Source organism: Alloalcanivorax sp. (assembly GCF_964221125.1).
GTDB classification, from domain to species: Bacteria; Pseudomonadota; Gammaproteobacteria; order Pseudomonadales; family Alcanivoracaceae; genus Alloalcanivorax; species Alloalcanivorax venustensis.
This window is the reverse complement of record NZ_CAXPXK010000085.1, coordinates 1-12,927: the sequence shown is the minus strand read 5'-3', so window position 1 is coordinate 12,927 and position 12,927 is coordinate 1. Positions and strand designations below refer to the sequence as shown.

The 12,927-nt window shown below is 64.0% G+C and carries 11 protein-coding genes; 4 read left to right on the top strand and 7 right to left on the bottom strand.

Annotation, left to right across the window (positions count from 1 at the left end):
• Positions 1–98 precede the first annotated feature (98 nt).
• Positions 99–857, bottom strand: coding sequence for an FKBP-type peptidyl-prolyl cis-trans isomerase (locus tag ACEQZD_RS10615; RefSeq protein WP_370185359.1), 759 nt, complete (start codon positions 855–857; stop codon positions 99–101).
• A 367-nt stretch (positions 858–1,224) separates the two neighbouring features.
• Here ACEQZD_RS10615 and ACEQZD_RS10610 point away from each other — a divergent pair, with 367 nt between their 5' ends.
• Positions 1,225–1,971: an AAA family ATPase gene (locus ACEQZD_RS10610; protein WP_370185357.1), complete on the top strand. Its 747-nt coding sequence runs from the start codon at positions 1,225–1,227 to the stop codon at positions 1,969–1,971.
• On the opposite strand, the gene ACEQZD_RS10605 is transcribed toward ACEQZD_RS10610, so the two are convergent.
• Positions 1,943–2,419 carry a TIGR02444 family protein gene (locus tag ACEQZD_RS10605; RefSeq protein ID WP_214014121.1) on the bottom strand — a complete coding sequence of 159 codons (477 nt, stop codon included), beginning with the start codon at positions 2,417–2,419 and terminating at the stop codon, positions 1,943–1,945. The two genes, ACEQZD_RS10610 and ACEQZD_RS10605, sit on opposite strands and share 29 nt — an antisense overlap.
• A 103-nt stretch (positions 2,420–2,522) precedes the next feature.
• Between ACEQZD_RS10605 and abc-f the strand changes: the two genes are divergently transcribed.
• Positions 2,523–4,421, top strand: coding sequence for a ribosomal protection-like ABC-F family protein (gene abc-f, locus ACEQZD_RS10600; protein ID WP_370185355.1), 1,899 nt, complete (start codon positions 2,523–2,525; stop codon positions 4,419–4,421).
• Here abc-f and ACEQZD_RS10595 read toward each other — a convergent pair whose 3' ends face one another.
• The 4 genes from ACEQZD_RS10595 to ACEQZD_RS10580 are packed head-to-tail and all read right to left on the bottom strand — an operon-like array spanning position 4,422 to position 7,166.
• Complete coding sequence (locus ACEQZD_RS10595) at positions 4,422–5,039, bottom strand: DUF502 domain-containing protein (protein ID WP_142947503.1); 618 nt, start codon at positions 5,037–5,039, stop codon at positions 4,422–4,424.
• A 29-nt stretch (positions 5,040–5,068) separates the two neighbouring features.
• Positions 5,069–5,566, bottom strand: a complete 498-nt coding sequence (gene greB / locus ACEQZD_RS10590; protein WP_370185353.1) for a transcription elongation factor GreB — start codon at positions 5,564–5,566, stop codon at positions 5,069–5,071.
• A 3-nt stretch (positions 5,567–5,569) separates the two neighbouring features.
• Positions 5,570–5,878: a helix-turn-helix domain-containing protein gene (locus ACEQZD_RS10585; protein ID WP_142947505.1), complete on the bottom strand. Its 309-nt coding sequence runs from the start codon at positions 5,876–5,878 to the stop codon at positions 5,570–5,572.
• Positions 5,871–7,166, bottom strand: a complete 1,296-nt coding sequence (locus tag ACEQZD_RS10580; protein WP_370233356.1) for a type II toxin-antitoxin system HipA family toxin — start codon at positions 7,164–7,166, stop codon at positions 5,871–5,873. The genes ACEQZD_RS10585 and ACEQZD_RS10580 overlap by 8 nt, the downstream gene beginning before the upstream one ends.
• Positions 7,167–7,323: 157 nt before the next feature.
• Here ACEQZD_RS10580 and hemB point away from each other — a divergent pair, with 157 nt between their 5' ends.
• Entirely contained in the window at positions 7,324–8,337 is a 1,014-nt protein-coding gene (gene hemB / locus ACEQZD_RS10575) for a porphobilinogen synthase (RefSeq protein WP_370185349.1), read from the top strand.
• Positions 8,338–8,474: 137 nt separating this feature from the next.
• On the opposite strand, the gene ACEQZD_RS10570 is transcribed toward hemB, so the two are convergent.
• Positions 8,475–10,553, bottom strand: coding sequence for a TonB-dependent siderophore receptor (locus ACEQZD_RS10570; RefSeq protein WP_335628119.1), 2,079 nt, complete (start codon positions 10,551–10,553; stop codon positions 8,475–8,477).
• Between the two features lie 158 nt (positions 10,554–10,711).
• Between ACEQZD_RS10570 and ppk1 the strand changes: the two genes are divergently transcribed.
• The gene (ppk1, locus tag ACEQZD_RS10565) at positions 10,712–12,799 is read left to right on the top strand and encodes a polyphosphate kinase 1 (protein WP_370185347.1); all 2,088 of its coding nucleotides are present in this window, start codon (positions 10,712–10,714) and stop codon (positions 12,797–12,799) included.
• The last annotated feature ends 128 nt before the right edge of the window (positions 12,800–12,927 follow it).

Below are 12,927 nucleotides of genomic sequence, written 5' to 3'. Positions count from 1 at the left end.
CTCCCACAAAATTTCTCGCCCTAAGCCATCGGCCAGGCACAAAAAAGCCACGCTCCTTTGCGGGAGCGTGGCTTTTTTTCGGGTCGGGCTAGCGCGGATTATTCAGCCGCGTCGGCGCCTTCCTCGGCTTGCTTCTCTTTGTCGCCCTGGTCTTTCACGTCCAGCAGCTCGACTTCGAAGATCAGCACCTCGTTGGGGCAGATGTCGCCGCCGGCGCCTTGTTCGCCGTAGCCCAGCTCGGGCGGCAGGAACAGCTTCCACTTATCGCCGACCTTCATCATCGGCAGTGCTTCCTGCCAGCCGGGGATAATGTGCTTCAGACCGAACACCGCCGGCTTGTCACGCTCGATGGAGCTGTCGAACACGGTGCCGTCGCGCAGCATGCCCTTGTAGTGCACTTCCACGGTGTCTTCCAGAGTGGGTGACTGGGCACCCTCGTCGCCGGATTCCAGCACCTGGTACTGCAGACCGCTGTCGGTGACCTCGACGCCGTCTTTGTCGGCGTTCTCATCGAGGAATTCCTGGCCTTCTTCCAGATTCGCCTGGGCCTGCTCTTCCATCTTCTTCTGGCGGGCTTCCATCATGCGGGTCTGGTAATCACGGATCAGCTGGTCCATGTCCGCGTCTTCGCCGAGGCGGGATTCCGGCTCGTCACCGAAACCGTCACGCAGACCGGCGACCATCGCGTCCAGGTCCAGATTTTCCATGGCGCTCATTTGCTCAGCGCTGCGGAAGCCCAGCGCGTAGGACGCTTTCTGGTCTTCACTCTTGAGCTCCACGTCGGCGCTCTTGTCCTTTTCTCCACCACAAGCCGCCAGCATCACGGTACCGGCGAGCACGATTGCGAACTTTTTCATTATGCCTCCATTGGCTTACGTTTATTTTTTCTGCGCCGGCGGTCCTTCCCCACGCATTTCCTTCGCGGTCATTACGGTCGGCGCTACTGCATGAACGGACTGCACCTCCACACCCGGCGGCGGAATCTGGCCATACTGCCAGCTTCGCGTAGCGTCGCGCCAGCCAAAACAATGAAAGGTGCTCAGATAACGCCTGACCGCGTTTCACCGCGATTGGTTCCCTCGCCGGCCATCGGATATCCCGGCCGGGCCTCCGATTCCCCGTCGAAGAGGGCTTCATTGTGCCTGTACGGAGGTTTCTGTCAAAAGCGGGATTCACGAAAACGTCCATCAGCGGGTTATAGTGTTGAATAGGGGGCAAACCACTATGCCAAATAACAGTACCGACCCTACTCTGGCTCCATCTTCCGCGCGCCGCGTGGCGCGTCAGGACGACCGGCGTCTGGTGATCCTGGTGGCCAACAGCAAGGGCGGGTGCGGCAAGACCACGCTGGCCACCAATCTGGCCGCTTATTTCGCCCATTCCGGGCAGGCGGTGACGTTGCTGGATCTGGATCCGCAGCAGTCCGCCACCCAGTGGGTGCGGCTGCGCGAGGACCCACGCGTGGAAGCGCTCGGCTGGCCGACGGACGAACCGGTGTCGCTGGGGCGGTTGCAGGATCAGATGCAGAAGGCCCGCGACGTGGTGGTGATCGACTCGCCGGCGGGGATGGACCGCCACACCCTGGACCATGTGCTCCGCGTGTCACAGATCGTGCTGATCCCGGTGCTGCCCAGCCCCATCGACATCCGCGCCACCACCCGCTTCGTGCAGAACGTGATGCTGGCGCCCAGCTATCAGCGCCGCCCCCGACGCTTGGCGGTGATTGCCAACCGGGCGCGTACCCGCACGCGCACCTACGAAACCCTGCGCCAGTTTCTCGCCAGCCTGAAGATTCCCTACCTGATCACGCTGCGCGACGCCCAGCAGTACGTGCAGTCAATGAGCCACGGGGAAAGCATGCTCGATCAGAAAGACCCCCGCCATGAGGTCGACCAGCGGCACTGGCGGTTGATCGGCGAATGGCTGGAGGTGCAGCGACACCTTATTCAGACACTGCCTGGCTTTCGCTGAGCGCCGCCAGTTCTTCCAACCCGGCCTGCAGCGACTGGCACTGCCCGGCTTCCGGCACCACCACGAACAACCAGCTCAGCGCCGATACCGACTGTCCGCCGGGCTGCGCCTGCGCCTGGCGGCTGAGTTGTTCCAGCAACAGACGCTCGCCTTCCAGTTCCGCTTCCTGGATCTGACGTTTCAGCTCCACCGTGCCCTGCCCGTCCGCCGCCCGGCGTCGTACCGCACGCAGCGGGCGCAGGTAGTCGGCCTCGAACTGCTCCGCGAAGGCCAGCAGCCGGCGGCCCAGGGCCGGGTCCGGCCGGCGCCCGGCATCACTGAGCCAGAGCGCGGTGAGCAACACCGCCACCGGTACGCCGTGCTCGTCCTGCAGGCGCAAACACACCCGCTCGATACGCTTGTCGCGCCACAGCCGTAACGCGAAACGCCACAGTGGCGCTTCCTTCATGGTGTCCTCCCGGGCGGTCACCGCCGCCGGCCCTTCTGTTATTCCGACGCTTGCCATACACTGCGCCGGTCCGCAATTCGCCGATCCCAAGGCCTCTTATACCATGCTGTCCCTGGAACACATCAATCTGCGCCGCGGCCCGGAGCTGCTGCTCGAAGACGCCAGCTTCGTGCTGCACAAAGGCACGCGCGTGGGCGTGGTGGGCCGCAACGGCAGCGGCAAGAGTTCGCTGTTCAAGCTGATCATGGGCGAACTGGAAAGCGACGGCGGCAACGTGCAGCGGCCCGCCGACTGGCGTTTTTCGATGATGGTGCAGGAAGTGCCGGCACTGGCGCAGCCGGCGCTGGAGTATGTCCTTGACGGTAACCAGGCACTGCGGCACTGGGAGGCGGCCCTGGCCAAGGCCCAGGACAGCGAGGACAACACCGGCATCGCCCGCGCCCACGCCGAACTGGACGCGCTGCGCGCCTGGGAGCAGCCGGCCCGCGCCGCCGCCTTACTGGCCGGCCTGGGCTTCTCGGACCGCCAGCAACAACAGCCGGTGAGCGCCTTTTCCGGCGGCTGGCGCATGCGCCTTAACTTGGCGCAGGTGCTGATCAGCGACGCCGACCTGATGCTGCTTGATGAGCCCACCAACCACCTGGACCTGGACGCCATCCTCTGGCTGCAGCAGTGGCTGGTGCAGCACCCCGGCGCCCTGATGCTGATCTCCCATGACCGCGCCTTCCTGGACGCCACCGTGTCGGAAATCCTGCACATCGAACACGGGCGCCTGAAGCGCTACGCCGGCGATTATTCGGATTTCGAGCGCCAGCGCGCCGAGCAGCTGTCCCTGCAGCAGAAGCTGCACGACAAGCAGCAGGCGCAGGTGGCGCACATGCAAAAGTTCATCGACCGCTTCCGCGCCAAGGCCACCAAGGCCAAAGCCGCGCAGAGCCGCATCAAGGCCCTGGAAAAGCTGGAGCGCATCGCGCCGGCCCACGTGGATTCCGGCTTCGAATTCGACTTCAAGACGCCGCTCAAACTGCCCAACCCCATGGTGCTGCTGGAGAACGCCGCCTGCGGCTACCAGGACACCACCATCCTGAGCGCGGTTTCCATGAGCCTGCGCCCGGAATCGCGGGTCGGCCTGCTGGGCCCCAACGGCGCCGGCAAGTCCACGCTGATCCGCACCCTGATGGGCGAATTGCCGGCGCTCTCCGGCCACGTTCAGCGGGACCCGGACCTGAAAGTCGGCTACTTCCACCAGCAGCAGGTGGACCGGCTGGCCGCCGACGAAAGCCCCTATCAGCTGCTCCACCGCCAGCACCCCAACTGGAGCGAGCAGCAGTTGCGCAACGAACTGGGGCGCTTCGGTTTCCACGGCGACAATGTGTTCGACCCGGTGGGCCGCTTTTCCGGCGGCGAAAAAGCGCGCCTGGGCCTGGCGCTGATTGTGCACCAGAAGCCCAGCCTGCTGCTGCTCGACGAACCCGCCAACCACCTGGACCTGGACATGCGCGAAGCGCTGACCATGGCGCTGCAAAGCTTCGAGGGCGCGGTGGTGCTGGTATCCCACGACCGCCATCTGCTGGAAACCACGGTGGACGAATTCCAGCTGGTGGCCGAGGGCGGCGTGCGCCCGTTCGACGGCGACCTGGACGACTACGCCCGCTGGCTGCAACAGTCGCGCCGCGAGGCCAAGGCACCGGCCGGCGACAACAAGGCCGCCGGCAAGGACGACGCCAAGCAGCGCCGCCAAGACGCCGCCCGCCTGCGCGAACAGCTCAGACCGCTGAAGAAGGAAGTGGACAAGCTGGAGAAACAACTGGACCGGCTGGACACCGAACTGAGCGAGGTGGAAACCGCGCTGGGCGACGAAACCCTCTACACCGACCCGGCCCGCAAAGGCGAGCTCAGCGAGTTACTGAGCCGCCAGGGCGACCTGAAAAGCCGCCACGAAGAGTCGGAGATGGCGCTTCTGGAAGCGATGCAGGCCCTGGAAGACGCCGAAACCGAATAGCTATTCCTTGCTGAGCAGCGCGGCGCTGCCGGCGCCGCAGGCCACCACGGTTTTCATCATCTGCTCCACCGGAATGTCCGGCCGCCGCTCCACCAGGTCCTCATGGACGTGATAGATAAAGCCGGAAGTGGGGTTGGGGCCGGTGGGCACGAACACGGACAGATGGCCGTCCTCGTGACGGGAAGTGATCAAGCCCAGCACCGTGGCGGGCACCTGACGCCCGTACAGCCACACCCTCGCCACTTCGCCGCGCATCAGGCTGTCCTGGCTGCCACCGAACAGTTGCATGGTCACTTCCTTGACCAGCCGGTACCCCGGCAGGCGCTCCATGCCGCGCTTCTCCAGTTTTTGCCACAGCCAGCTGCCCAGGCTGGTGGCCACCAGGGTGCCGACCAGAAAGCAGAACACCACCAGCACCGCCACCACCACCCAGTCGGCGGCGAACTTGGGCAGCCCGAAGAAACGCACCACCAGGCCGGTGAACGGCGCGATCAAACCGGTGGCGGCGTCGTAAATCCATTTAAAGAAGAACGCGATGATGGAGATGGGCAACAGAATCAGCAGCCCGCCCAACAGCGACTTGCGGATAAAGAACCAGATACGGTTATCGTTTTCCATGGGCGCGCGGCGGCTCCGTTGCCGGGGTTTCAGGAATACCAGATTCGGTTGACGTAGAGACAACGTTCGCCATTGGGGGTTCGCACCCAGGCCTCGTCGTCCACCCGCTTACCAAGCAAGGCCCGCGCCAACGGCGCGTCGACACTGATCTCGCCACGGCTGCCATTGGCCTCGTCGGGGCCCACCAGGCGGAAGCGCTCGACCTTGCCGTCGTCGTCCTCCACTTCCACCCAGGCGCCGAAGAACACCTTACCGGTATCCTCCGGCGCCCGCTCGACCACGTTCATGCCGTCCAGACGCTTGCTCAGGAAGCGGATGCGCCGGTCGATTTCGCGAAGCTGCTTCTTGCCGTAAATATACTCGGCATTCTCCGAGCGGTCGCCCTGGGCGGCGGCCTCCTGCACCGACTTGGTGATCGGCGGCCGCTCTTCCTTCCAGAGCCGCTGCAGCTCTTCGTTAAGACGCCGGTAACCCTCCGGCGTGATGTATTTGGAGGCGGGTTTGCCTTTCGGTCGCCAACGGCCCATGGGTTACTCCCCTCCCTGTATCAATCGTGGCGCTCGGGACGACACCACCGCGAGCTTGAGCCCGAACGGCGCCAGTAATTTCTCCACGGTGCCCAGAGTGGGGTTGCCGCGGCCCTGTTCAATATCCTGAATCACTCGCGCGGACACGCCGGTGAGTCGACTGTATTCACTCAAGGTGAAGCGCAGCTCGCCGCGCAGCAGAGAGACCACCTGATCCACCGACAGCTCCGGTCTGGCCTGAATGTGGCTCAGCACTTCGCGACGCCGTTCGACCTGCTCCGCCGGGCTCATTTGGGCGTAGCGCTTATCCATGCAGACGCTCCAGTTGGTCCGCCAGTTTCAGAATACCCGGTCGCAGCCTTGCCACCAGGTCCGCGTCCACGCCGAGCAGGCCCATGCGTTGTGGCAGCCCCCGCAGACAGGGCGCCATGTCCCGCAGTGCGCGTCGCAACAGGCCGGCCTCCAGGTTGCCCGCCGCCGCCAACGCTTCCGTGACGTCCTGCCAGTCCGGCTGCCCGCCGTTATCGGCGTGCCAACGGCTCTGCCGGGCGATCCCGTCCGGGTGCAGAAACATGGGCGCGAAATCGAACACCGGGGTCAACGCGATACGGCCATCCTGATACCGGGCGATGGCCGTATTGCGGGCGTGGTTGTCTTTGTTACCCAACGCCAGATTGGCGACGTCACGCTTAAGGTATTCAATGATTTCCGTTTGCGGATCGGTGACCACCTCGGCCAGAGCCCGGCAGGCGTCTTCATGCTGCAAACCGAGACCGAAGCCTGCCCGGCCACATAACGAAGCGAGACTCTCCTGGGCGATCCGCTGCACGCCGCCACCATCAACGCCGCGGTCGAAACGCGGGATGAACAGCGTGCGTCCGTGCATCTCCAGAGCGCCGTGAACGCGCAGGCCCAACGCCCGGGCCAACGCCATATAAAGGGCCTCAGCGCGCAGGATGGCTTCCAGGTCCCGGTCCGTGCCGCGCTGGAATTTGACCAACCAATGACGCCGGGCACGGCTGTCCTCCAAGGTATGATCCAAATAAAGCAGGCCGTTGTCGGCCTCGGTAAGCAGAATCTTCGGCCACTCACCCTGGACACCGGAGGAACCGGCCACGAACAGGCCGTGCCCGGCCAGATGCTCCACGAAATCTTCATGGCGGCCCGCCACTTCGTCAAAGCGGAACCCGCGTGCCGGACCGGCCTGCCCCTCGGCCAGCCAGTCCCAGGCTTCCTTGATGCGCAGGTTGCCAATCGGATTGCCGGCGCCGGCCCTCAGCAACGGCCAGTCCCCACTGGCTTCAACGGTGGCCGGCTGGTCCAACTGGCGCAGTAACTCCTGTCGCCCGTAGCCTTGTGGCAACACGTCCAACAGCCAGGCCGGCCAGGTGTCCTGGTCATCAATTTCCAGGGATACGGGAAAACGAACCCCACAGGCCGCGGCGTCACGACGCCCCAGATAATCCAGAGCGTAATCCGGCAAGTAGGTGGTGTAGGTGGGCGTGCGCCAACCCTGGTGTTCGGGGCCGGCCAGGCTGATCACCGCCGCGTCCCGCCACGCACCGCCCACAAAGATCTGCGCTGTACATTTATTATCCATTTCCGCACTATATCACCATATTGTCCGTCATAATAATTGTTTTATGGCACAATAACGCCATTATAGAGCGTGGCGCCGGCTCGTTTTCCCCTTGCCGCGCCGGCTTGGTAAACTGCGTTTCCCATTCGTTATCCCTTCCCATCGAGAGGTTCGGCCCATGTCTTTCAACCGTGCCCCCTGGCCGGCCAGCCGCATGCGCCGCATGCGCAAGGACGATTTCTCCCGCCGCCTGATGCGCGAAAACACCCTCACCGTGGACGACCTGATCTACCCGGTGTTCGTCCTCGACGGCGAAAACCACACCGAAGCGGTGCCCTCGATGCCCGGCGTCGAGCGCATGACCGTGGACCTGCTGTGCGAGGAAGCACGCCAGCTGGCGGACCTGGGGATCCCGGCCATGGCCCTGTTTCCGGTCACGCCGGTGGCGGTGAAAAGCCTGGACGGCGCCGAAGCCTGGAACCCGGACGGGCTGGCCCAGCGCGCCACCCGGGCGATCAAAGAGGCGGTGCCGGAGATGGGCGTGATCACCGACGTGGCCCTGGACCCGTTCACCACCCACGGCCAGGACGGCATCCTCGACGAGGACGGCTATGTGCTTAACGACGTCACCGTCACCGCCCTGGTCAAGCAGGCGGTGTCCCACGCCGAGGCCGGCGCCGACATGGTGGCGCCCTCGGACATGATGGACGGCCGCATCGGCGAGATCCGCCAGGCCCTGGAAGGCCATGGCTTTCCGAACACCCGCATCATGGCCTACTCCGCCAAGTACGCCTCCGCCTATTACGGCCCGTTCCGCGACGCGGTGGGCTCGGCGGCGAACCTGGGCAAGGCGGACAAAAGCACCTACCAGATGGACCCGGCCAATTCCGACGAGGCGCTGCACGAAATCGCGCTGGACCTGGCGGAAGGCGCCGATGTGGTGATGGTGAAGCCGGGCATGCCCTACCTGGACGTGGTGCGCCGGGTGAAGGACGAGTTCAAGGTGCCGGTGTATGCCTACCAGGTGAGCGGCGAGTACGCCATGCACATGGCGGCGTTCCAGAACGGCTGGCTGGACGAGGACAAGGTGATGCTGGAATCGCTGCTGGCGTTCAAGCGCGCCGGCGCCGACGGCATCCTGACCTACTTCGCCAAGGCCGCCGCCATCAAGCTGGCCGAACAGAAAAGATAAGTATTATGGGAGCGGGCCTTGTGGGAGCGGGCCCCGCCCGCGAAAGGGAGCGAAGCTCCCGGCGGGATACCTGAGCTCTCTGGCATCCTGCCGGCCGGCTTTGCCGGCCTTTCGCGGGCGGGGCCCGCTCCTACAGCTCAGAAGTTATAGCGGACGTCACCCAGAATCGTGCGACGCTCCCCGTAGCCACAATCCAGACCCTCGCCGCGACACCAGGAGACATACTCCTTGTCCGCCAGATTCTTGCCGGTCACGCTGAAGTCCCAGGGACCGGTGCGGTAACCGATCATGGCGTCATACAGCGTCACCGAAGAGATCTCAGGGCCCCCGCCACCGCCCACGGTGTCGCCGGAGTAACGCACGCCGGCGCCGAAGCGGAAGCCGTTTTCCAGTTCGTATTTGCCCCAGGTGGAGGCGACCTCCTCGGCCACATACGGCAGCCGCTCACCGGTTTCGTCGTCCACCGCGTCCAGGCTGGTGTAATTGGCCAGCAAGGACAGATTGCCCAGCCGCTTCGTGATGCCCAGCTCCCAACCGTCCACGGTGGCGCCAGTCTGCTCCACGCTTTGCGGGCTGCCGCCCTGAACCACGCGGTTCGTTTCCTCGATATCGAACCAGGCCGCCGTGACGGACAGATCGCCTTCAGGGGACAGGTACTTAATACCGGCCTCGCGCTGCTCCCCGGTGGTGGGGTCCAGCCCCTGGCCAAGGCCGTCGACGCCCAGGTTCGGCACGAACGATTCCGAATAACTGACGTACGGGGACAAACCGAAGTCGAAGCGATACATCAGGCCCAGGCGCCCGGAGGTCTCGGTGTCTTCGGATTCGGTATCGACGCCGTTGACGCCAAGGGTGGTGTTGGTGCTGTCGTCGTAGCGCAGTGCACCGGACACCACAACACGATCAATCTCCATGTGGTCGATCACGTACACCCCGGTTTGCTTGATTTCGTTGTCGTTAGCGTCCTGAGGGTCAAGCACCGCGTAATTAACATTGCCGTACTGTGGGTCATACACATTGATCGGCGAACCGACTCCGGTGAAGCTATTATCTTCCGTCCATAGCGCGTCCTGACGGTCCACCCCAATGGCCAGATTGTGACGGGTCGGGCCGAGCGCCACATCGCCCTCAAGACGGGCGTCGAAGTTAAGCACTTCGGTGCCCTTGTCCGACATGAAGATGGTACGCCCGATAGTGCCGTCAGCGGCCGGCGGCACGCCGATCGCAGCCCAGTGCTCACGGGTTTCGGTTTCCGTCTCCGAATAACGGCTGGTGAAGGAAACACCCCACTGACTGTTCAGGCGGTGATCAACAAACAGCGTGATTTCATCCTTACGACGGTCATAACGATCCCAATCGGGCTCACCGACGAAGGTTTCGGAACCGATATCGCCCAGCGGGCCGGGCTCAAGCGTGCCCTGCGTGGGCAGAAACTGAGCCGACACCGCACCGGTGTTTTCCTGGCTGTTGAACAGCAGCGATACGGTGGTGTCGTCGCTCGGCAGCCAGGTCAACGACGGCGCGAACACATAGCCGTCATGGTCGACGTAATCCACCTGGGTACCACTGTCACGTTTGAGTGCCACCAGGCGGTACAACAGCTTTCCGTCCTCGGAAAGCGGCCCGGTGACATCCGCGGCGATTTGCTTGCGATCAAAAGAGCCCACCTGAGCCCACAGCTCACCTTGACGCTCGGCCTTGGGCAGCTTTGAAACGGCATTGATGATGCCACCCAGCTCGGCCTGCCCGTAGAGCACCGACGAGGGACCTTTCAGCACCTCGATGCTCTCAAGGGTATAGATGTTTGGCCGGACGCTGTTGTAGAAGCCGTAAGCGGAGCGCAGACCGTCCACATAATAGGACGGGTCCAGACCGCGCACCTTGGCGGAATCGACCCGGGTGTCGAAGCCGAAACCACCGGAATAGACGCCCGGAGTGTACAAAAGGGCATCCTGGATATTCTTGGCGCCGGTGTCTTCCATCAGCTCCCGGTCCACGGTCTCGATGGAGAACGGCTGGCGCTCCACCGGTACGTCCAGCTTGCCGGTGGAGGCCGGCTTGTCGACGTTGATGTAGCCGTCATCGGCGGGGCCTTCGGCGCCCACTTCCACCGGCGCCAGGGTACCGGCGTTGTTCTCCTGCTGGGCGGCGGCCAGCGCCGGCGCGGTCAGCAGCGTGATCAGAGCCGCCGCGGCGGCGAAATCTTGATTGAGCATGATGTTTCCCCAGGAATGACAGTTGGCTGACAAGCCACTAACGATAATCGTTCGCATTATACTTATCATTCCTGGCAAGTGAAGAGGGATCCTTGTCATCCTCTTGTCATGCTAATGTCATCCAATAGGTCCTTCCGCATCCAAGCTCAGGACTCGCAATGAACGCCAACACCGGTATCCAGGGCCCCGATTTGAGCAATCAGGACTTCTACATCAACCGGGAATTGAGCCTGCTGCAGTTCAACCTACGGGTACTCGAGCAGGCCATGGACGAGCATCACCCGCTGATGGAGCGTCTCAATTTCCTGCTGATCTTCTCTTCCAACATGGACGAGTTCTTCGAGATTCGCGTGGCGGGCCTGAAGAACCGTCTGGAAACCGGCACCGGGCGCCCGGGCCCGGACGGCATGCTCGCCGAGGAAGTGCTGGCCGAGGTGGCCCGCGTGACCCACGACGCCGTGCAGCGTCAGTACCATATTCTGCAGAACATCCTGCTGCCGGCGCTGGCCGAGGAAGGCGTGCACTTCTTGCGCCGCGAGGACTGGACGCCGGCGCAGACCGAGTGGGTGAAAAAGTACTTCCGCGACCAGATTTATCCGGTACTGACGCCCATCGCCCTGGACCCGGCGCACCCCTTCCCGAGGCTGGTGAACAAAAGCCTGAATTTCATTGTGTCGCTGGACGGCACGGCTGCCTTCGGCCGCTCCACCGGCCTGGCCATCGTGCCCGCGCCGCGCTCCCTGCCGCGCCTGATGCGGCTGCCGGAAGAGATCTGCGAGGACGGCAACGACAACTTTATCTTCCTCTCCTCGATGATCCACGCCCACGTCAGCGACCTGTTCCCCGGCATGAAGGCCACCGGCTGCTACCAGTTCCGGGTAACGCGGAACGCCGACCTGGAAGTGGACGAGGACGTGGAGGATCTGGCCAGCGCGCTGAAGGGCGAGCTGTTGTCCCGTCGCTACGGCGACGAAGTGCGCCTGGAAGTGGCCGATAACTGCCCCCGCGACCTGATCGAGTATCTGCTGGAGCAGTTCGAACTGACCGAGCAGGACGCCTACGAGGTGAACGGCCCGGTGAACCTGGCGCGCATGTTCACCAGCGTCAACCGGCCGCGCCTGCACTACCCGCCGTTCAGCCCCAAACTGCCGGCGGCGGTGAAAAAGCACGAGAGCATTTTCGAGGCCATCGACCAGGGCGACATCCTGCTGCACCACCCGTTCGAAAGCTTTTCACCGGTGGTTAACCTGCTCGCCGAAGCGGCCCGCGACCCCAAGGTGCTGGCGATCAAGCAGACGCTCTATCGCACCGGCACCAACTCGGAGATTCTGGACCACCTGGAGACCGCCGCCCGTAACGGTAAGGAAGTCACCGCGGTGGTGGAGCTGCGCGCCCGCTTCGACGAGGAGTCCAACATCGAGGGCGCGCGCCGCCTGCAGGAGGCCGGCGCCATGGTGGTGTACGGGGTGGTGGGCTACAAAACCCACGCCAAGATGCTGCTGGTGGTGCGCCGCGACGGCGAAGGCATCAAGCGCTATGCCCATGTGGGCACCGGCAACTACCACACCAAAACCACCAAGATTTACACCGATTACGGGCTGATGACGGCGGAAAAAGGCCTGTGCCAGGACGTGCACAAGATCTTTCAGGAGCTCACCGGCATGGGCAAGGCGGCGCGCCTGAAGCAGCTGAAGCACTCGCCGTTCACCCTGCACCCGAGCCTGGTGCAGTGGATCGATTTCGAAACCGAACAGGCCCTGGCCGGCAAGCCGGCCCGCATCATCGCCAAGTTCAATTCGCTCACCGAAGAGCAGATCATGCGGGCGCTGTACCGGGCCAGCCAGGCGGGCGTGCAGATCGACCTGATCGTGCGCGGCATCTGCTGCCTGCGCCCGGGCATTCCCGGGCTGTCGGAGAACATCCGCGTGCGCTCGGTGATCGGCCGCTTCCTGGAGCACACGCGCATCTACCATTTCCACCACGCCGGCGAGGACCTGGTGTACTGCTCCAGCGCCGACTGGATGGACCGCAACCTGTTCAACCGGGTGGAAACCGCCTTCCCGGTCAACGAACCGGCGCTCAAGGCGCAGGTGCTGGAGCAGGGTCTGGAGTATTACCTGCGCGACAACGGCCAGGCCTGGGAGCTGCACGGCGACGGCATCTACCGCCGCGTGCAGCGGGCCGAGCACGAGGCCCCGTTCCTGGCCCAGCAGGCGCTGCTTGAGGCCCTGTCCGGCGGCGCCTGAGCGGCGCCTCCGTCAGGTGGCGTCGGTCACCGTGAGCTGGTAGCCGGCGGCCTGGAAAAACTCCTGCTCCTGCTCCAGGTCGGCCAGGGTGAGCGGGTGCTCGGCCAGCCAGCCGGCCGGGAACACCA